This window comes from Streptococcus sanguinis (assembly GCF_050223295.1).
In the GTDB taxonomy this organism is placed as follows: domain Bacteria; phylum Bacillota; class Bacilli; order Lactobacillales; family Streptococcaceae; genus Streptococcus; species Streptococcus sanguinis_X.
This window is the reverse complement of the sequence record NZ_CP071424.1, coordinates 1,238,752-1,257,614: the sequence shown is the minus strand read 5'-3', so window position 1 is coordinate 1,257,614 and position 18,863 is coordinate 1,238,752. Positions and strand designations below refer to the sequence as shown.

The following is an 18,863-nucleotide window of genomic DNA, read 5'->3' as shown; positions in this document are numbered from 1 at the left end:
AAGTGAAAAATTAAATTAGAAAAGGAAAGAAAAATGGCTTTAGAAGTAATTATGCCAAAAGCCGGCGTGGATATGACCGAAGGGCAAATTGTCCAATGGAATAAAAAAGTCGGCGAATTTGTCAAAGAAGGGGAAATCCTTCTGGAAATCATGACTGACAAGGTCAGCATGGAATTGGAAGCCGAAGAAGACGGCTACCTGATTGCTATTCTCAAAGGTGACGGTGAAACTGTTCCAGTGACGGAAGTCATCGGTTACTTGGGAGAAGAAGGAGAAAACATTCCAACTGCTGGCGGTTCTGCACCTGCGGAAGCACCAGCTCCTGCAACAGCGGCAGCCAGCACAGATGAAGATAAAAGCGATGATGCTTACGATATCGTTGTTATCGGTGGCGGACCTGCTGGTTATGTAGCGGCTATCAAAGCAGCCCAGCTGGGTGGCAAGATTGCCTTGGTTGAGAAGTCTGAGCTGGGCGGAACCTGCTTGAATCGTGGTTGTATCCCTACAAAGACTTACCTGCACAATGCTGAAATCATTGAAAGCCTTGGTCACGCTGCTAACCGCGGTATCATCATCGAAAACCCAAGCTTCACAGTAGACATGGACAAGGTCCTGGAAACCAAAAACAAGGTTGTCAATACACTCGTTGGCGGTGTTGCTGGCCTTCTTCGCAGCTATGGCGTAGATGTTCATAAGGGAATTGGTACCATTACTAAAGACAAGAATGTTCTTGTAAACGGCAGCGAGCTGCTAGAAACAAAGAAGATTATCTTGGCTGGTGGTTCAAAAGTCAGCAAGATCAATGTTCCTGGTATGGAATCATCTCTTGTTATGACCAGTGATGATATTTTGGAAATGAACGAAGTGCCAGAAAATCTGGTAATTATCGGCGGTGGTGTTGTCGGTATTGAGCTTGGACAAGCCTTCATGACATTTGGCTCAAAAGTCACCGTTATCGAAATGATGGATCGTATCGTCCCAGCTATGGATGCAGAAGTTTCTAAAAACCTTCGCCTCATCTTGGAGCGCAAGGGCATGACAATTCTGACTGAAACTAAGTTGGAAGAAATTATCGAAGAAAACGGAAAACTCCGTATCAAGGTTGAAGGGAAAGAAGATATTGTCGCAGATAAGGCCTTGCTTTCTATCGGACGTGTGCCAGACCTAGAAGGCATTGGCGAGGTTGAGTTCGAACTGGATCGCGGCCGTATCAAGGTCAATGAGTACATGGAAACTTCTGTTTCAGGTATTTACGCACCAGGTGATATCAATGGTACTAAGATGCTGGCTCATGCAGCCTTCCGTATGGGTGAAGTCGCTGCTGAAAATGCTCTGAAAGGCAACCACCATGTTGCTAAACTCAATCTGACACCTGCAGCTATCTACACCCTGCCAGAAGTAGCAGCAGTTGGTTTGACAGAAGAGCAAGCTCGTGAGAAATATGATGTAGCGATTGGTAAGTTCAACTTCGCTGCTAACGGCCGTGCTATCGCTTCAGACGCGGCTCAAGGCTTCGTTAAAGTCATTGCCGACAAGAAGTATGGTGAAGTGCTTGGTGTTCATATCATCGGTCCTGCAGCTGCAGAATTAATCAATGAAGCATCAACCATCATCGAAATGGAAATCACCGTAGAAGAAATGCTTAAGACTATTCACGGTCACCCAACCTTCTCAGAAGTCATGTACGAAGCTTTTGCAGATGTACTGGGCTTGGCAGTTCACTCACCTAAGAAAAAATAATTTAAAAGATAGATTAGACTGGGCATAAATCATTGTTCCAGTCTCTATCGTATAAAGAGGTAGCTTATGAAATACATTGTTAACTATTCAAATGATACAGCTTTTAATATTGCTTTGGAGGAATATGCTTTCAAACACCTCTTAGATGAGGATGAAATTTTCCTGCTCTGGATTAACAAACCTTCTATCATTGTTGGACGTCACCAAAATACCATCGAAGAAATCAACCGCGACTACGTTCGTGAGCATGGCATTGAAGTTGTGCGTCGTATCAGCGGCGGCGGAGCTGTTTATCATGATCTAAACAACCTCAACTACACCATTATCTCCAAGGAAAGCGAAGATCGTGCCTTTGACTTCAAGAGTTTTTCTACGCCGGTTATCAACACCTTGGCAGAGCTTGGGGTAAAGGCTGAATTCACCGGCCGTAACGACCTGGAAATTGACGGTAAGAAGTTCTGTGGCAATGCGCAGGCTTATATTAACGGCCGTATCATGCACCATGGTTGCCTGCTCTTTGATGTTGATTTGTCTGTCTTGGCCAATGCGCTTAAAGTTTCTAAAGACAAGTTCGAATCAAAAGGAGTTAAATCTGTCCGTGCACGCGTGACAAATATTGTCAATGAATTGCCTGAAAAGATTACTGTCGAAGAATTCCGCGACCTGCTTCTGGACTATATGAAGAAAGAATATCCAGAAATGACAGAGTATGTCTTCTCTGAGAAAGAACTGGAAGAAATCAAGCAAATCAGAGATAGCAAGTTTGGAACTTGGGACTGGAACTACGGTAAATCACCTGAATACAATGTGCGCCGTGGCACCAAGTTTACCAGCGGTAAGGTAGAAATCTTTGCCAATGTTGTTGAATCTAAGATTCAGGATATTAAAATCTATGGAGACTTCTTTGGTATTGAAGACGTAGCAGCAGTAGAGGATGTGCTGCGCGGTGTTAAATACGAACGTGAAGATGTTCTGAAAGCTCTTGAAAGGATTGATATTAGCCGCTACTTTGCTGGAATCAGCAGAGAAGAAATTGCCGAAGCTATCGTCGGTTAAAATATGACATAAAGAAAACCAAGCTCTCGAAGAGTTTGGTTTTTCATGTAAACAGTATATTTCAAATCAACAACATTCTTACGTTTCCTTAACCAGCTAGTTTTCTCTAGGCTTTATCTACCAGATATGATAAAATGATAGGGAATTAGAGAAAGGGGTGCCTTGATGCAGAAAGTCCCAGTAGAAAGCCTTGGTCTGTTTGAGCAGTTGGACCGCACAGTTGTAGCTTTTCTGAAGAAAAAACCATCTCCTAATCCAGACAATTTTTATGTTAGCATATCTCCAGAAGATTATGAGAAAAAGAAAGAAGAATTTGAAAAATCAGGCTATCAAGCTGTGAAATTACCGCTTGGCATGGCGTTGGATAATGTTATTCAGCAACCTTCTTTCCAAAACCTAGTCATTGGCGGGCTCTACATGGTAGATGTTTTCGTTCCCAAGGAAGACCTGATGCCCTTGAAGGATCTTGTAGACAGCTTTTGTATCATGTTTGCAGCAGCTAATAATCGAATAGAGAATATCAAGGCTTACGATCTGATGAAGAGTAAAACGGTCTATTTTATCGGAAAACTCTTCACGGATAATCCTCAGCCAGGCGATGAAGTTAGCTTCGAAGGGCTGAATAGAGAGACAGCAGAAGGCTCCTACGAAGCAGTCAAATGTTTCCTAACTAGAGAAAGCGCTGAAAAGTACAACTCCAAGAATCGACCTGTCACAGCAGCAAATCTGGAGCATCTCAAGCACTTCTGGGGCAGACCGCTTATTATTGAACCTCATCGGAACTATTGGATTGAATTTTTATAAAAGAAAGAGCGAAGCATCTAAACTAGATTTTCGCTCTTTTGTTGTTATTGCTGTCTCTGTTGTTACATATTTTAAATTATGTAATATTATAATTTATCCAAAGCATTCTTTTGCTCATCATTGACAATATGGGTGTAGAGGTCCGTTACCTGAGTGCTAGCATGCCCTAGCTGATGACTTACGAGAACTTGAGATTTGGTTGCATCATATAAGCGTGTAGCAAGCGTATGGCGGAGTTTGTGAGGAGTCACTCGCACTTTGAAGTCCTCAGAATACTTGGCCACCATTTTTTCAACACTAGAAGCATCAATTCTATTAGGAGTGCCACGGTATTCAGTCAAAAAGAAGGCTGTATCAGTCTTTTCGGCCTTATATCGCTTGCTCCGAATATTCAGATACTCTTCTAAATAAGGCTTTGCAAAAGCAGCGACATTGACAGAGTCTCTTTTCCCGCCTTTTCTTGTCACTTCAATGACCATCATTTTGAGATTGATGTCTTTTAGGTCCAGATTGACAGCTTCAGATAGACGAACACCAGAGGCTAGCAACAAGGCAATGATGGCTAAGTCTCGTTCTTTATTCTTGTTAAAAGAAGACAGAGCGCGGTTAGAGAGCTTCTTAGGGTACTCCGTATCAATATACTGAAGAAATTCTTCTGTCTCATCCCCTAAAAAGAGCTTCTGCTTAATATTCTCTGCACGAGCAGCCAGAGTTTCCTTTTTCTTCTTAGTAGCAACCTTTTTCATCACATTTCGATAGAAGTAGGGCTCGCCTTGCTCGTTTTCAACTTCCTCAGTCAAATATTTGTAGAGGCTGGACAAAGCTGACAGAGTTCGGTTGATAGTTGTCTGAGAAACACCGTTTTGTGTCGTGTTGGCATTGAGAAGCGGCCGCTCTCGCAGATACAGAATGAAGGCTTCCATGTCTTTCTTGGTCATGTTTTCCAAGACCGAGAGAGGAATCTCAGCAATATGCGAAGCGTCTGTGATGCCAGATTCCAGCACCCAGTTAAAAAAGCGATCATATTCTTTGAGATATTCGTATAAGGTTGTAAAACTATAAGGTACTGCCAGCTTAGACTGGTAATATTCCAAAATGTACCAGGGCATGGTAGCCTTGAGTTTATCAATTCTTTCTAATAACAGTTCACGTCTCATTAAAATTCTCCGTTTTTTCTATAACAGTAGTATAGCATATCTAGATATATTTTTCAAGAAAATTATAGTTTTTCGGAAAGATGATAGAGGGAAGTAAGCAAGCTAACTTTACTACAAAATAGATAATAAAAACAAGACAAAATTGAGAAATTGAACTCTGTCTTGTTTTACCTGAAACTTATTCTTCTAATTCGATTTTTTGAAAATAATCCAGTTGCCATTTTTGTGTTGTCTGAGCTGTTTTATTTAAATTTGTGCACCAGGACGGATAAAACCGCATAGCCATTTTTCCTTTGCAATCCTTTGTAGAAAGAATTTTTTTACTAATAGCCACCTCTTTGGGAATGATAAATATACCGCAATGACGGTCGTCGATAACGACAATTACCAGTTCATCACCTAAGTCTTTATCAGTATATGGAATGTTCTTATTGTCTTGGTCTTTTTTCCAAAAGACTGTAAAGTAGCCTTCTTTTTTAGGTGTCTTCTTTGCCAAACGGCATCTTTTATATTCTTGATCATCCTTTGGCTTAATCAAAATGCTTTCATAGTCTTCATTCCATTTTTCATTTATCAGATCAAAGTCACCATAATACCTATGAAGAATGTCTGTCATTTTCATTGTTTTATCACTTTTTTAATTTTTTACCAAAATTAAATTATGTAAAATAATTACTAGAATAAAAACCCTTTAATCAAATCAACTACCTGTTCATTTTGCGGCAAGGAAGAATGGTGAGCATCCTTTCCTACGATGACGACCTCTCTGTGTGAAGCAATCTTTCCTTTATAAATCAAGCTCCCGGCCTCTACACTGCTTTTATGGACAATTCCGTCACCATCTCGGAAAAAGATTCCCAAAATTGACAAATGCTGCAGCTTCTTAGGAAGTTTTCCCTGGTTGGATACAAAGTCATCTAGCATCGGGACTCGATGATTAAGATTTTTCTTGTTTAGATTATAAGGGCTGCCAATAGTCAGGAGCTTTTCCACCTCCAAATCAGAATGATTTGTCAGATATTGCTGCAGGAATACTGTATAAATTAGACCACCGTTAGAATGCCCCAGCGCCTTAAAGCTGTTAAAAGAATACTTCTCTAGCAAGACAGTCAAGGCAGCATCAAACATGGCCGCCTGCTTCTTGATATTTTCATAACCATCGCGATTATTTTGAAAGCCAACCACAAAAATGGGATTTCTATCCTTGCGCTTCAAATGACCTCGATAAGTTATACGTCCGTCATTCCAGACTTTAATACGGACCAGACTATTACGTGGATGCTGATTGCGGTTGAGCTTTTTAACCATTCGATTAAAACGATTTTCCGTTGCAGAGCTACCTGGAATCATGATAATAGGATGTATTTCGACCTTGCTGGCAGGTAGATGGGAAATAGGGTGGGAAGGCAGCTTATTCAATAATTTTTGAAAGGTTTTAGCAAGTCGATGAATCAATTGAGTCAAAAAAGGCTTCATTCTAGTCTCCGTATCTGAATCTGATATTTCCAAAAACAAGCCACATAAAACTTAGTTATGCGACTTGTTTTTTTTGTTATTACTTCCGCTTCTTCTTGTTTTTCTTCATTTGCTTGGCCATTTTATTCATGCTGCGGCGCATCAGGAACTCTCCAGCTTTGCCCTTGAGTCCGCCGCCGAACATTTGGCTCATATCCGGCATGCCGGCTCCTCCTAATCCTGACATATCTGGCATACCGCCTTGGCCCATCATGCCTTCTAGAGCTGACATGTCAGGCATTCCTCCGCCACCAGGCATGTTCTTAGGCATATTGTTTGGATTGAGACCCATTTGCTTCATCATCTTGCTCATATCGCCTGACAGAACACCCTGCATCATCTGCTTAGCTTGATTGAAGTCTTTGATAAATTTATTGACATCAACAAAGCTGTTACCCGAACCATTGGCAATACGACGGCGACGGCTAGGACTCAACAAGTCTGGATTTTCACGCTCAGCCGGTGTCATAGAGGATACAATGGCACGCTTGCGGGCAATTTCTTTCTCATCCACTTTGATATTCTTGAGGGCAGGATTATTGGCCATTCCTGGGATCAGCTTGAGCAAATCTTCCATAGGCCCCATACCTTGTACCTGATCCAGCTGATCAATAAAATCATTGAAATCAAAGGTGTTTTCCCGCATCTTTTCAGCCATTTCAAGCGATTTTTTCTCATCGTATTCTTGAGAGGCTTTTTCAATCAGAGTCAGCATGTCCCCCATGCCCAAGATTCGACTGGACATGCGGTCTGGGTGGAAGGTCTCAATATCAGTGATTTTTTCACCGGTACCAGTAAATTTAATTGGCTTACCAGTAATCTGACGGACAGACAGGGCTGCACCACCACGGGTATCGCCATCAATCTTGGTCAAGATAACCCCGGTCACTTCCAGTTGGCTGTTAAATTCGCGAGCGACATTAGCCGCTTCTTGACCAATCATAGCATCAACAACCAAGAGAATTTCATTCGGATTAGCCAGCGCTTTGACATCTGACAGCTCCTGCATGAGCTTTTCGTCAATCTGAAGGCGCCCAGCCGTATCAATCAAGACATAATCATTGTGGTTAGCTTTCGCCTGCTCCAGACCTTGACGGACAATCTCAACAGCTGGAACTTCCGTACCCAAGGCAAAAACTGGTACATCAATTTGCTGTCCAAGTGTTTTCAGCTGATCAATAGCCGCCGGACGGTAAATATCCGCCGCAATCATAAGCGGACGAGCATTTTCTTCTTTCTTGAGTTTATTAGCAAGCTTTCCAGAAAAGGTGGTCTTACCAGCCCCTTGCAGACCAACCATCATGATAATAGTCGGAATCTTTGGTGACTTGATAATCTCAGCAGTATCAGAACCCAAGATAGTAGTTAGTTCCTCGTCAACAATCTTGATAATCTGTTGTGCTGGATTGAGAGTATCGATAACCTCATGGCCGACAGCACGCTCACGGACTTTCTTGATAAAGTCTTTGACAACTGGCAGGGCAACGTCGGCTTCTAAAAGGGCCAGACGAATCTCTTTGGTTGCTTCCTGAACATCACTCTCTGAGATTTTTCCTTTTCTGTGTAGATTTTTAAAGACGTTCTGCAAACGTTCCGTTAAACTTTCAAATGCCATTTTTTATTTCTCCTAGTTTCTATTTCAATCAATTCAGTGGAAATTTTCCAAAACGTGTTAAACAAGCATATTCCTCAGCAGAGACTTCTTTCATAATCTCATTTGGGTATCCCCAGCAGCTGAAGCCTTCTTGCATTGCCTTAGAAAGATTGTCAGGGGAGATGAGTTGTACCCTGGCAGGAAAAGGTTCTTCCGACTCCAACAACCAGCAAGACATTCCCTTGTAGATAACTTGTTTAGCCATAGTCACTCCCTATTGTCAATACCAGACAGAATCCCGATCTGCTCCTGCAGATAGCTGTCGTCAGGGTATTTCTCTGTAATCTGGTCAAATATCTGACTTCTAACAATGTAGTCCGAGTACATGTGCAGCTTTTTCTCATAGTCTTCCAGAATCTTCTCTGTCCGTTTGATATTATCATAAACGGCCTGACGGCTAACACCAAACTCCTCAGCAATCTCAGCCAGACTGTAGTCATCCGCATAATAGAGCTCGATATAGTTCATCTGCTTGTCAGTCAAAAGCGCTGCATAAAACTCAAAGAGAGCATTCATTCGGTTTGTTTTTTCAATTTCCATAAGAAACATTATACCAGAAAAGCGTGATAAACTCTAGTCTGACAAGGGAAATATACACTCGAAATATGAGATTGCAAAAGGTCAATCAGCTTTTTCTGCTGAGTAAAAGACAAGTTAAAAACTCTTAGTGATAACCAAGAGTTTTGCAATAATTAATTGTTTTCTAAATAAAATTCAAAACGATCGCCGACATACTGACTTTTTACATATTCAAAAGCTATGCCGTCATCAAAGTAAGAAATCTGAGTCAGTCCTAATATAGCATGACCGCGGGGTATATCAAGGTAATTGGCGATTTTCTCCTTAGCCAGCCGAGCATAAATCGTCTGCTGGGACTTGCCAATCTTATAGCCATGTTCCTGCAAGGTCTGAAAGAAATGACTGGTCACCTCTTCTTTTTTGAAATTCTTAATGAACTTCTCTGGAATTGAAGCCACCTCGTAGACCACCGGCAAATCGTCAGCATAGCGGACCCGCTCCATCCGAATGACATTTTCTGTCTTATGGATGCCTAGCTTCTCCACTTCCTGCTCGCTGGGCAGGGTACGCCGATAAGAAATAAGCTGGCTGGATGGCGTTTTGCCTTGCGCCTTCATGATTTCCGTGAAGCTGGTGGTGCCGCGCATTTTCTCCTGAACACGTGTGCTGGCTACGAAGGTACCACTGCCGACCCGACGCTCCAGCACCCCCTCATCAACCAAGAGCGTAATGGCCTGACGCAGGGTCATACGGCTGACCTTAAAGGTTTCGGCTAGATCTCGCTCACTGGGCAGGCGCTCTCCAATCTCCCAAACGGCATCGTCGATGTCTTTCTTAATCTGATCATGAATTTTGATATATGCGGGCAACATGTTGACTCTTCTTTCTTATTTGGTACCTTCCTTTATTTTAGTACCAAATACTTCAAATGTCAAACTAAATGATAGAGATCAGCTCTCAAATGCTTGCTTTTCTCACGATTCTAGCAGTTTAGCCAAATAAAGACTCATACTCGTTTTTTCATTACTCTTGCTCCTTATTGCCTTGGAAAAATTCCTTTTTTGTGATAAAATGAGGGGAAAAGATTACTTCTTTTAAGAAAGGGAACAGATGACTACTAGAACTGAATTGCAAGATGTCGAAAAGATCATCGTGCTTGATTACGGCAGCCAGTACAACCAGCTGATTTCACGCCGCATTCGTGAAATCGGTGTTTTTTCTGAGCTCAAGAGCCACAAGATTACCGCTGACGAAGTCCGTGCTATCCAGCCTGTCGGGATTATCCTTTCCGGCGGTCCGAATTCTGTATACGAAGACGGCTCTTTTGATATTGATCCGGAAATTTTCGAGTTGGGAATCCCGATTTTGGGAATCTGCTATGGTATGCAGCTGTTGACTCACAAGCTGGGGGGCAAGGTTGTCCCTGCTGGTCATGCTGGAAATCGTGAATACGGTCAGTCAAATCTGTCACATACTGCTAATTCCAGCCTTTTCAAAGGTACGCCTGAAAGCCAGTTAGTTCTTATGAGCCATGGAGATGCAGTAACTGAGATTCCTGCTGACTTTGTTCGTACTGGTACTTCTGCTGACTGTCCTTTTGCGGCTATTGAAAATCCAACTAAGAAAATCTACGGCATTCAGTTCCATCCTGAGGTTCGTCATTCAGAGTTTGGTTATGATATCCTGCGCAACTTTGCTCTGAATATTTGTGGAGCTAAAGGCGACTGGTCTATGGATAACTTCATTGACATGGAAATTCAAAAAATCCGCCAAACCGTTGGTGACAAGAAGGTGCTGTTGGGACTTTCTGGCGGCGTAGACTCTTCTGTTGTCGGTGTTCTCTTGCAGAAAGCAATCGGCGATCAACTAATCTGTATCTTTGTGGATCATGGTCTTTTGCGTAAAGGCGAAGCAGATCAGGTCATGGATATGCTGGGTGGCAAATTTGGTTTAAATATCATTAAGGCAGATGCTGCTAAACGTTTCCTTGATAAACTAGCTGGTGTCTCAGATCCAGAGCAAAAACGTAAAATCATCGGAAACGAGTTTGTTTATGTCTTTGATGACGAAGCCAGCAAACTAAAAGATGTAAAATTCTTGGCTCAAGGAACGCTCTATACAGACGTTATCGAATCTGGTACCGACACTGCTCAGACTATCAAGTCTCACCATAATGTTGGCGGACTGCCGGAAGACATGCAGTTTGAGCTGATTGAGCCGTTGAACACACTTTATAAAGATGAAGTTCGTGCTTTGGGTACAGAGCTTGGTATGCCTGATGAAATTGTCTGGCGCCAGCCATTCCCAGGACCAGGACTTGCTATTCGTGTCATGGGAGAAATCACTGAGGAAAAATTGGAAACAGTTCGCGAATCTGATGCTATTCTCCGCGAAGAAATCGCCAAAGCTGGTCTTGACCGCGACATCTGGCAATACTTTACTGTTAATACAGGTGTCCGATCTGTTGGTGTCATGGGCGACGGCCGGACCTACGACTACACAATTGCGATTCGCGCTATCACTTCTATTGATGGCATGACAGCTGACTTTGCCAAGATTCCTTGGGATGTTCTGCAAAAGATTTCTGTTCGTATCGTTAATGAAGTAGACCATGTCAATCGCATCGTCTACGATATTACCAGCAAACCACCTGCAACTGTAGAGTGGGAGTAACAAGTAAATCATATTTAAAAAATCCTCCACCGGAAGACTTCTGATGGAGGATTTAACGTATAAAAAAACAAACAAGGCTGGGACATTTTAGTCCCAGCCTTGTTTTATATAGTCTTGAAACTAACCGCCGAACAATCCTTTAAAGAAGTTGACAATGGCATTCCAGATATTAGAAAAGAAATTACCGCCTTCTTGAAGGAGGCCGTTTGCATCAAAGTTGAGGTTAATATTGTTAAAAGTATCCCCTGCCTTTGAAACGATGCTGTCTTTCAAGTCACTAAGTGTCTTTGTAAAGTCAGAATCTGTAATGACTCCACTGTTTGAAAGATTGACAGCGAAATTCACGATGAGGTTGATTTGGTCACTGGTCACTGACTGAGTCAGACCGTAGTTTTTCAAGGTTTCTTCAACAATCTTACGAACATCATCTGCTGTCAGATTGCTGTTGTTCTTCTTAGCATTGGCAATAGCCGCTTTGATATCAGCCAAGGCTACGTTGAGCTTGTCTGCGTCATAGCCTTCCTTACCTGTATTTTCAGCATTGATGCCAGAAAGGGCAGCTAGTTCTTCTTGAGCTAGGTTTTTATTCTCTTGAGGAATGGTCGCGCCATTATCTTCCAGAGAGTAGTAAATCCCTGCCAAGGCACTCTCACCTGTTACCGGAATTGGTGCCGCAACGGTAATCTGCGCGTGCTGAACACCCAGAGTAACAGCTGCATTGCGATACATATCTTCTGTAACCTTAGTGATATTTTGCGGAGTGACAATTTTGACCTCTAATGCTTTATTGCTGCCTAACTTCTGGATTTTTACAGAAGAATAAAGCTGCAGGCTAGAGTCATTAGCAACATCCATGATTTTAGAGTAGACTTCTGGAGTCATGGTCTTAAGTGGCTTGCTGTCACTAGATGAATTGTAGCCCAGCATCTGCAAGGTCTGCTGTTTTTGGCTTTCATCTAAGGAATAACCCAGCACATACTCAGGCTGCACGTAAGTCTCATCAATGACTTTCTGAACATTTGAATCGGCAGCTGCTGTCGATACAGTAAACAGAGTAGCCAGCAAGGCTCCTGCTGTCATTAAAGTTTTTTTGAATTTCATATTTTTTCCTCTTTTCCTCCCGCTATAGTTTCCCAAATTCTATAGCTTTTTTCGCAGCAAACTTTCTATCTGACTGCCTCGAATTTCTGTTTCTTGAGCGTGTAAATTCTGCTCCTTTTTATATTCAGAGTGCTTCAGGTAAGTTGCTGCAATGATGGAGTTATTATTATCTCATCCGTTGAGGGCTTGAGATAATAGATACATTTTACAACATTTCTCAAAGAAGTTCAAAGAAAAAACAGTCGCTGGATTTGCTTGCCAGTAACTGCTCTTTTCTACTTTTTCCAAAGGAAATCAATTAATAACTCGTCTACTTCTGGATTCTCATGCAATTGGCTGTGCTGAGCCAATTGACCTGTAATTTTCTTTTCCTGGTAAGATTTAGCATTCTCAACTAGAAGATATTTGAGGCTGCGAGAAGAGGTATTGAGTACGGAGCCATCGGATTCGTTTTTAAAATCACCGTAAATGTTCAGAACATCTACTTGTTCTTGCGGGTAAACTTCTCGTAATCCCAGTAGTTTTTGATAGGTCTGGCTCATAGCACTAGGCTGGCCAGTTTGGTCGTCTAGGATTCTCAAATCTTCTGGTAAGTCCCTTCCTTCCAAACCATTAACATGGTTGGCAATATTGACCTGCTTTTGCAGCTCGGGCAGCTTTTCATCCTGACCGTTCTCCAGCATATAAAAGAGGATGGACATATTTCCCATCGAATGGCCTACCAGATTCATCTTATCAAAGCCATAGGTTTCTTTTAGCTTGCGAATCACGGCTGTTGCATATTTGCCATCTTGAGCGTAGTCGGCATTGCGGTTATCTTCATAGTTTACCTTAATAATGGGATTGATAGCACCTTTCTGTATCTCGCCTAATAAGCTTACTTGACCGTTCTTACTGACATTTGCTGTGATAATTGTCTGAGTGACTCCAGCTTTTTTGGCTGCCTCTGTCATATGATTTTCAGCATTAGAACTGGATCCAAAACCGTGGAAAAACAAGGTCGGCGTTGTTGACTGCACAAATTGTTTTGTATTGAGGCTAGTGGCTTCTTTATGGTTGTAAAAAGCTGTTAGACCGGCAATTGTCACCAAAACCAGAATGAGGAGCTTAAAACCAAGTTTCTTGTTCATTTTTCATTCCTTTTTATGATAGATGTACAAAATTATATCATGTATCCATGGTGGTTACAAATATCTGGATTATTACTTCACCATCAAAAAAAGAAAGAAGCTTGAAAACTTCTTTCTAAAACCATTTTAAGAGGCGCATGATGTGCATGTTCATCTTGACCTGACGGGAATAATAATAATTGCCGCCGTTGATATAGAGTTCTGGACCGTGGAAAATTGAAATCAGGTTATAGTAGCCGTAGGTCTTGCCAGTTACATTGCCTAAACTTGGAGCGACAACATCTTTGGAATATTTTTTAGCCAGCTCCAGCGTATTTTCGCCACCGTTTTTAGCGACATAGTCGATATAGGCCTGACCGAAATTATAGGCTTGTACTGCTGTCCAAACATCCACCTTTTTCTCGCTGGCTAACTCTAGGTTCTCAGATAAGGTCTGAACTCCCTGGCGAATACTTTCTTTGTTGTCCGTGATGGCATTGGTCTGACCAGTTGCGCTTTCACTGGACTGCATAACATCAGTATCTTTCCCCTTGGTTTCTGTATAAATCATGGCCAGTACCAATTCTTCATTGGCCGCCGTGTCCTGCTCGTCCAGCACTTCTCTGACCAAAGTCTGATACTTCATGACCTGCTTGACATCATGATGAACCTGATAAATCTTGTAGCCGGCAAAGAGCACGAAAAGGACTAAAATCAGTCTTCTTAGAAATTTAAACATTATTTATTTTGGATATCCTCGATGTTCTTAATCAAAATAGAATAGGTCCCGTTATCGTTCTGGATAAATTCTACCGACTCTGCGTCCTGATAGATATTATTAGGAACGATGAGTTCAATTCCATTTGAAAGGGAGAGTTTCTGATTTTCGAACTTTTTCTTCTGGCGGCTGCTGTCAATTTCATCAAACTTGACTGGCTCAGGAATAGCTTTCTTGACTTGGTCAATAAAGGTAAGTCGGGCAGTCAGATTGCTGTCAAAAAGATCATCGGCCAGTTTCTCAGGCGACAGTTCGTCATTTTCTTCCAGATTTTTGAAAATACTGGATTTGACCTTGGACTGGAACTGAAAATCGTCTTTGTTAAAACTTTCGGCAACCTTCTGAGCTGTCTTCTCCAGAGCTTTGATTGATTTCTTAGCTGAGATTGTCGGATTGACCTGCAAGAGATTATCTGACATATAATTGAGAAAGGCACCGTTATACTTGATGCGCTTTTCAATCAGATGGTACTTGCGAGACTTGAGATTGATGACCAAAGCCTCGTCTGCCCCCGTACCAAAGCCAGGCAGATTGTTCTGCGTCAGCTTGATAGGATTGTCCACCTCACCACCCAAGTGGGTCAGGGTTTCCCGCAGAGCAATCCGCAGAAAAGCGAAGTGCTCCACACCTTCTTTGTCAAACTGGACAAAAATCAGATCGTTGGTTTTCTGGTTTTCACTGACAGAAAACTCCTCCTGCCAGAGCTTAGCCACTGTCACTGATGTTTCCAGTAAGTCGTCTGAAAGCTGGGCTAAAAAGACGTTTTCAGGATCGAAAACACCTGTTTTAGCATCGTCAGAATATACCCGCTCAATCTTCTTGCGCAGGTATTCTTCAATCTTGGGAGTAATGTTGAGAAACTTATCCGCCAGCAGCAGTTCGGTATCAGCTGGGCTGAATTGATGAATAATCGCTTTTTTTACGTAAATATCCATCTTAGTTCAAGCCCTCATAGAGTGGAAAAGCGTCCGTTAGTTCGCGAACTTCCGCCCGCACCTGATTCAGCACCGCTTCGTTTTCAGCATTTTCCAGAGCCTTGATAATAAGCTCGGCTACCTTGATACTTTCTGTTACACCAAAGCCTCGAGCTGCAATAGCTGCTGTACCGATACGAATTCCGCTAGTCTTAAATGGTGACAAAGTCTCGTAAGGGATGGAGTTTTTATTGAGCGTAATATTGACTTCATCCAAGAGATTTTGAGCAACTTTCCCATTTTCTACAACCTTAGTGACATCAACTAAGAAAAGGTGATTTTCAGTACCGTCAGAAATTACACGAAACTTGTCATGCTGACGGAAGACTTGGGCCATGGCTTGGGCATTGTCCAAAATCTGCTGGGCATAAACCTTGAAAGCTGGGTCAAGCACTTCTTTGAAAGCCACAGCTTTGGCTGCAATGACATGCTCCAATGGTCCGCCTTGAATGCCTGGGAAGATAGCAGAGTTAATCTTCTTAGCTAATTCTTCATCATTTGTCAAAATCAGACCACCGCGAGGTCCACGCAAGGTCTTGTGGGTCGTCGTGGTTGTGATATCTGCATAAGGAACAGGGCTAGGATGGAGACCTGCAGCAACCAAACCAGCGATGTGAGCCATGTCAACCATAAGCTTGGCACCTACAGCGTCAGCGATTTCACGGAATTTTGAAAAGTCGATTATATGAGAATAGGCTGAAGCCCCCGCCACAATCAGCTTAGGCTGTACTTCCTTGGCTTGCTTGAGAATGGCATCAAAGTCCAACAATTCCGTTTCTGGATCTACGCTATAAGATACAAAATTATAGGTTTGACCAGAGAAGCTGACTGATGCACCATGAGTCAAGTGGCCGCCAGCAGACAGATCCATGCCCATAACTGTATCACCTGGCTCAATCAAAGCCATATAAGCTGCACAATTAGCCTGGCTGCCTGAGTGAGGCTGAACATTAGCAAACTTAGCACCAAAAATTTCCTTGGCACGCTCAATCGCTAGACTTTCAATTACATCCACTACATCTGTCCCACCATAGTAACGGCGACCTGGGTAGCCTTCAGCGTACTTATTGGTCAAAATAGAACCTTGAGCAGCCATGACAGCTTTAGAAACAACATTTTCTGAAGCAATCAGCTCAATATTATGCTGCTGACGTTCTTCTTCTTTAGCAACTGCTTCCCAAATCTCTGGGTCAAATGCTTTGTAGTCTTCTTGGTCAAAAATCATAAGGTGTCTCCCTTCTTTTGCGAAAATAGGACCTTAGGTCCTAAAAGTTAAAATTTTATACCATTTACTTGATTGATAATATCCTCGCGAGTAATCACTCCCTGACGTAAAATAAGAGCCTTTTCTCCAGACAAGTCCAGAATAGTTGAATCCTGACCGGTCAAAGAGTCATCATCCTCTACACCCGAGACCTCCTCTTGAAAATCCATCATAATCTGCTGGAAAGAAGTTCCACTAGCTTTTCCAGAAAGATTGGCGGATGGACCAATCAAGGGACCATACTTACGAATCAAGTCCAGCGTAACTGGATGCTTAGGAATCCGAAAACCCACGGTTTCCTTACCTGAGTTTATCCAAGCAGGAACTCGGTCATTGGCTTGAAGGATAATAGTCAAAGGCCCAGGCAGAAAAGCTTGGTAGAGGTGATCCAGATAACTGGGCTGATTCTTGGAAAAAGCATAAATCTCTTCCAAGCTAGCCACATTGAGATTGAGAGCCTTGTCACGGGGTCTTCGTTTTAATTCGTAGACTCGCTCAACTGCCTCTTCATTCAAAGCCTGAGCAAAGAGGCCATAAACAGTTTCTGTCGGCAGGACAACTGCTCCGCCCGCTGCCAGAGTCTTTTCTATCTTATCCATTGTCCATCGCCACCATTCTATCTTTGCCAAATTGATCTTTCAGGACTCGGATTCGTTTTTGAGGGAAGTTTTTTTCCAGCAACTCCCTGACGCCGTCTCCTTGCTTGTAACCAATTTCCAGATAGATTTTTCCTTTTTCTGTCAGATAGTCCCCCGCCTGCTCTGCAATTTTCCGATAGACGGCATAGCCATCCTCCTCCGCGAAGAGGGCCATGTGAGGTTCTGAGGTCAAAACGTTAAGTCCAACTTCGTCCTTGTCCGCTTCTGAAATATAGGGCGGATTGGAAACGATGATGTCAAAGCTCCCACTGATTGCTTCAAAGCAATCGGATTGGACAAAAGTAAGACTAAGATTACAGGACTGAGCGTTTTCTTCTGCCAAGGCAAGAGCATCGCCCGAGAGATCAGAAGCAGTAATCTGCCAGTCTGAACGGCTATTTGCCAGTGCAAGAGCAATGGCTCCGCTGCCCGTTCCGATATCCAAGACAGACAAAGAACTTTCAGGATTTTCTGACAAAATCAGCTCCACCAGCTCCTCTGTCTCAGGCCTTGGAATCAACACACGCTCATCCACTTTGAGACTCAAACCTAGAAAGTCACTTCTCCCATTGATATACTGGGCTGGCCTATGAGCAAGCAGCTGCTCTTGAATTGTTTTTAGCTGGTCACGATCTTCTTGGCTGACTTCTGTCCGAAGCTTGAGAACAAAGTCGGTAAAGGAGAGATTCTTGAGAGCCCGATAAACGAAAGACAGGCTTTCTGCTTCTTCTCCCGCTGCTACCAGCTCCTGCTCTAGCTCCGCCAAATATTGAGCCAATGTCATTATTTATTCAGCTCTTCTAGTTTTTGCGTTTGGTCATAGAGAACCAGAGCGTCAACGACTTCATCCAGTTTGCCAGCTAAAATCGTGTCCAGCTTTTGCAGAGTCAATCCGATACGGTGGTCTGTCACCCGGTTTTGCGGGAAATTATAGGTGCGAATCCGCTCAGAGCGATCGCCTGTACCAATTGTGGACTTGCGCTCTGCATCCTGCTCATCTTGAGCAATTTGAGCAAAGTGGTCTGCTACGCGGGCTCGGATGATTTTCATAGCCTTATCCCGATTCTTCTGCTGGGTCCGCTCTTCCTGCATTTCGACCTTAATATTGGTTGGCAGATGGACGATACGAACCGCAGTCGCAACCTTATTGACATTCTGTCCGCCTGCACCAGATGCGTGGTAGATGTCAACGCGCAGATCTTTAGGATCAATGTCGTATTCTACTTCTTCAATTTCTGGCATCACCAAGACAGTTGCTGTTGAGGTGTGAACGCGACCTTGGCTTTCGGTTACAGGAACCCGCTGTACGCGGTGAGCACCAGATTCATACTTAAGCTTTGAGTAGACCGACTGACCTGAGACCATAGCGACCACTTCCTTGATCCCGCCTACACCATTATAAGAGGCCTCCATGACTTCGAAGCGCCAGCCTTGGCTTTCAGCATATTTTTGATACATCTGCAAGAGGTCTCCTGCAAACAACTGCGCCTCGTCTCCTCCTGCAGCCCCGCGGATTTCAAGGATAATATTCTTATCGTCATTTGGATCTTTAGGCAAAAGAAGGATTTTTAGTTTTTCCTCGTATTCTTCTTTTTCAGCCTTGGCATCTTTGAGCTCCTGCTTGGCCATTTCTTCTAAGTCCGCATCACCAGAGGCGTCTTTAATCATTTCTTCAGCGTCTGTGATGTTTTGCAGGACTTTCTTATACTCGCGGTAAGCTGTCACTGTATCGCGGGTGCTGGCTTCTTCCTTAGAAAGCTCCATAAAACGGTTGGTATCGCTGACTACATCAGGGTCGCTTAGGAGTTCACCAAGTTCTTCATAGCGATCTTCAACTGCTTGTAACTGTTCATAGATGTTCATAGATTTTTCATCATCTCC

The 18,863-nt window shown here is 42.9% G+C and carries 19 protein-coding genes; 4 read left to right on the top strand and 15 right to left on the bottom strand.

Annotation, left to right across the window (positions count from 1 at the left end):
• Positions 1-33: 33 nt before the first annotated feature.
• The 3 genes from lpdA to J1C77_RS06090 all read left to right on the top strand — a co-directional run bounded on the left by lpdA (position 34) and on the right by J1C77_RS06090 (position 3,600).
• Positions 34-1,740: a dihydrolipoyl dehydrogenase gene (gene lpdA, locus J1C77_RS06100; RefSeq protein ID WP_002921208.1), complete on the top strand. Its 1,707-nt coding sequence runs from the start codon at positions 34-36 to the stop codon at positions 1,738-1,740.
• 66 nt (positions 1,741-1,806) lie between these two features.
• Positions 1,807-2,796: a lipoate--protein ligase gene (locus tag J1C77_RS06095; protein ID WP_002921209.1), complete on the top strand. Its 990-nt coding sequence runs from the start codon at positions 1,807-1,809 to the stop codon at positions 2,794-2,796.
• A gap of 165 nt (positions 2,797-2,961) precedes the next feature.
• Positions 2,962-3,600, top strand: a complete 639-nt coding sequence (locus J1C77_RS06090) for a hypothetical protein (protein ID WP_002921210.1) — start codon at positions 2,962-2,964, stop codon at positions 3,598-3,600.
• A gap of 86 nt (positions 3,601-3,686) precedes the next feature.
• Here J1C77_RS06090 and xerS read toward each other — a convergent pair whose 3' ends face one another.
• The 7 genes from xerS to J1C77_RS06055 all read right to left on the bottom strand — a co-directional run bounded on the left by xerS (position 3,687) and on the right by J1C77_RS06055 (position 9,317).
• Positions 3,687-4,757, bottom strand: a complete 1,071-nt coding sequence (xerS, locus tag J1C77_RS06085) for a tyrosine recombinase XerS (protein WP_002921212.1) — start codon at positions 4,755-4,757, stop codon at positions 3,687-3,689.
• Positions 4,758-4,935: 178 nt separating this feature from the next.
• On the bottom strand, positions 4,936-5,379 hold the full coding sequence (locus J1C77_RS06080; protein WP_002921214.1) for a MepB family protein: 444 nt from the start codon (positions 5,377-5,379) through the stop codon (positions 4,936-4,938).
• Between the two features lie 53 nt (positions 5,380-5,432).
• Complete coding sequence (locus J1C77_RS06075; protein WP_002921217.1) at positions 5,433-6,233, bottom strand: alpha/beta hydrolase; 801 nt, start codon at positions 6,231-6,233, stop codon at positions 5,433-5,435.
• Positions 6,234-6,312: 79 nt separating this feature from the next.
• Positions 6,313-7,887, bottom strand: a complete 1,575-nt coding sequence (gene ffh / locus J1C77_RS06070) for a signal recognition particle protein (RefSeq protein ID WP_002921219.1) — start codon at positions 7,885-7,887, stop codon at positions 6,313-6,315.
• A 28-nt stretch (positions 7,888-7,915) separates the two neighbouring features.
• The gene (locus tag J1C77_RS06065) at positions 7,916-8,131 is read right to left on the bottom strand and encodes a hypothetical protein (RefSeq protein ID WP_042762852.1); all 216 of its coding nucleotides are present in this window, start codon (positions 8,129-8,131) and stop codon (positions 7,916-7,918) included.
• A 2-nt stretch (positions 8,132-8,133) separates the two neighbouring features.
• Positions 8,134-8,466, bottom strand: coding sequence for a putative DNA-binding protein (locus tag J1C77_RS06060; protein ID WP_032907526.1), 333 nt, complete (start codon positions 8,464-8,466; stop codon positions 8,134-8,136).
• A 152-nt stretch (positions 8,467-8,618) separates the two neighbouring features.
• A complete protein-coding gene (locus tag J1C77_RS06055) occupies positions 8,619-9,317 on the bottom strand; it encodes a GntR family transcriptional regulator (RefSeq protein WP_002921224.1) in 699 nt (232 codons plus the stop codon).
• 238 nt (positions 9,318-9,555) lie between these two features.
• Here J1C77_RS06055 and guaA point away from each other — a divergent pair, with 238 nt between their 5' ends.
• Positions 9,556-11,118, top strand: coding sequence for a glutamine-hydrolyzing GMP synthase (gene guaA, locus J1C77_RS06050; protein WP_002921226.1), 1,563 nt, complete (start codon positions 9,556-9,558; stop codon positions 11,116-11,118).
• A 120-nt stretch (positions 11,119-11,238) separates the two neighbouring features.
• Here guaA and J1C77_RS06045 read toward each other — a convergent pair whose 3' ends face one another.
• The 8 genes from J1C77_RS06045 to prfA all read right to left on the bottom strand — a co-directional run bounded on the left by J1C77_RS06045 (position 11,239) and on the right by prfA (position 18,845).
• Positions 11,239-12,219, bottom strand: a complete 981-nt coding sequence (locus tag J1C77_RS06045; protein ID WP_002902904.1) for a DUF1002 domain-containing protein — start codon at positions 12,217-12,219, stop codon at positions 11,239-11,241.
• Positions 12,220-12,494: 275 nt separating this feature from the next.
• The gene (locus tag J1C77_RS06040; RefSeq protein WP_002921227.1) at positions 12,495-13,349 is read right to left on the bottom strand and encodes an alpha/beta hydrolase; all 855 of its coding nucleotides are present in this window, start codon (positions 13,347-13,349) and stop codon (positions 12,495-12,497) included.
• Positions 13,350-13,464: 115 nt separating this feature from the next.
• Positions 13,465-14,067: a lysozyme family protein gene (locus J1C77_RS06035; RefSeq protein WP_002921228.1), complete on the bottom strand. Its 603-nt coding sequence runs from the start codon at positions 14,065-14,067 to the stop codon at positions 13,465-13,467.
• Positions 14,067-15,041 (bottom strand): nucleoid-associated protein, encoded by a 975-nt coding sequence (locus tag J1C77_RS06030; RefSeq protein WP_002921229.1) that lies wholly within the window; start codon positions 15,039-15,041, stop codon positions 14,067-14,069. The genes J1C77_RS06035 and J1C77_RS06030 overlap by 1 nt, the downstream gene beginning before the upstream one ends.
• A 1-nt stretch (position 15,042) precedes the next feature.
• Positions 15,043-16,305: a serine hydroxymethyltransferase gene (gene glyA / locus J1C77_RS06025; protein WP_002900380.1), complete on the bottom strand. Its 1,263-nt coding sequence runs from the start codon at positions 16,303-16,305 to the stop codon at positions 15,043-15,045.
• 47 nt (positions 16,306-16,352) lie between these two features.
• On the bottom strand, positions 16,353-16,943 hold the full coding sequence (locus J1C77_RS06020) for an L-threonylcarbamoyladenylate synthase (protein ID WP_002921230.1): 591 nt from the start codon (positions 16,941-16,943) through the stop codon (positions 16,353-16,355).
• A complete protein-coding gene (gene prmC, locus J1C77_RS06015) occupies positions 16,936-17,766 on the bottom strand; it encodes a peptide chain release factor N(5)-glutamine methyltransferase (RefSeq protein WP_002921231.1) in 831 nt (276 codons plus the stop codon). Before prmC ends, J1C77_RS06020 begins: the two co-directional genes overlap by 8 nt.
• On the bottom strand, positions 17,766-18,845 hold the full coding sequence (gene prfA / locus J1C77_RS06010; protein ID WP_002919035.1) for a peptide chain release factor 1: 1,080 nt from the start codon (positions 18,843-18,845) through the stop codon (positions 17,766-17,768). The genes prmC and prfA overlap by 1 nt, the downstream gene beginning before the upstream one ends.
• Positions 18,846-18,863: the final 18 nt, after the last annotated feature.

Excerpts from the sequence above, each read along its gene's own strand:
- lpdA (WP_002921208.1), top strand. The coding sequence starts at position 34 with ATGGCTTTAGAAGTAATTATGCCAAAAGCCGGCGTGGATATGACCGAA.
- J1C77_RS06095 (WP_002921209.1), top strand. The coding sequence starts at position 1,807 with ATGAAATACATTGTTAACTATTCAAATGATACAGCTTTTAATATTGCT.
- J1C77_RS06090 (WP_002921210.1), top strand. The coding sequence starts at position 2,962 with ATGCAGAAAGTCCCAGTAGAAAGCCTTGGTCTGTTTGAGCAGTTGGAC.
- xerS (WP_002921212.1), bottom strand. The coding sequence starts at position 4,757 with ATGAGACGTGAACTGTTATTAGAAAGAATTGATAAACTCAAGGCTACC.
- J1C77_RS06080 (WP_002921214.1), bottom strand. The coding sequence starts at position 5,379 with ATGAAAATGACAGACATTCTTCATAGGTATTATGGTGACTTTGATCTG.
- J1C77_RS06075 (WP_002921217.1), bottom strand. The coding sequence starts at position 6,233 with ATGAAGCCTTTTTTGACTCAATTGATTCATCGACTTGCTAAAACCTTT.
- ffh (WP_002921219.1), bottom strand. The coding sequence starts at position 7,887 with ATGGCATTTGAAAGTTTAACGGAACGTTTGCAGAACGTCTTTAAAAAT.
- J1C77_RS06065 (WP_042762852.1), bottom strand. The coding sequence starts at position 8,131 with ATGGCTAAACAAGTTATCTACAAGGGAATGTCTTGCTGGTTGTTGGAG.
- J1C77_RS06060 (WP_032907526.1), bottom strand. The coding sequence starts at position 8,466 with ATGGAAATTGAAAAAACAAACCGAATGAATGCTCTCTTTGAGTTTTAT.
- J1C77_RS06055 (WP_002921224.1), bottom strand. The coding sequence starts at position 9,317 with ATGTTGCCCGCATATATCAAAATTCATGATCAGATTAAGAAAGACATC.
- guaA (WP_002921226.1), top strand. The coding sequence starts at position 9,556 with ATGACTACTAGAACTGAATTGCAAGATGTCGAAAAGATCATCGTGCTT.
- J1C77_RS06045 (WP_002902904.1), bottom strand. The coding sequence starts at position 12,219 with ATGAAATTCAAAAAAACTTTAATGACAGCAGGAGCCTTGCTGGCTACT.
- J1C77_RS06040 (WP_002921227.1), bottom strand. The coding sequence starts at position 13,349 with ATGAACAAGAAACTTGGTTTTAAGCTCCTCATTCTGGTTTTGGTGACA.
- J1C77_RS06035 (WP_002921228.1), bottom strand. The coding sequence starts at position 14,067 with ATGTTTAAATTTCTAAGAAGACTGATTTTAGTCCTTTTCGTGCTCTTT.
- J1C77_RS06030 (WP_002921229.1), bottom strand. The coding sequence starts at position 15,041 with ATGGATATTTACGTAAAAAAAGCGATTATTCATCAATTCAGCCCAGCT.
- glyA (WP_002900380.1), bottom strand. The coding sequence starts at position 16,305 with ATGATTTTTGACCAAGAAGACTACAAAGCATTTGACCCAGAGATTTGG.
- J1C77_RS06020 (WP_002921230.1), bottom strand. The coding sequence starts at position 16,943 with ATGGATAAGATAGAAAAGACTCTGGCAGCGGGCGGAGCAGTTGTCCTG.
- prmC (WP_002921231.1), bottom strand. The coding sequence starts at position 17,766 with ATGACATTGGCTCAATATTTGGCGGAGCTAGAGCAGGAGCTGGTAGCA.
- prfA (WP_002919035.1), bottom strand. The coding sequence starts at position 18,845 with ATGAACATCTATGAACAGTTACAAGCAGTTGAAGATCGCTATGAAGAA.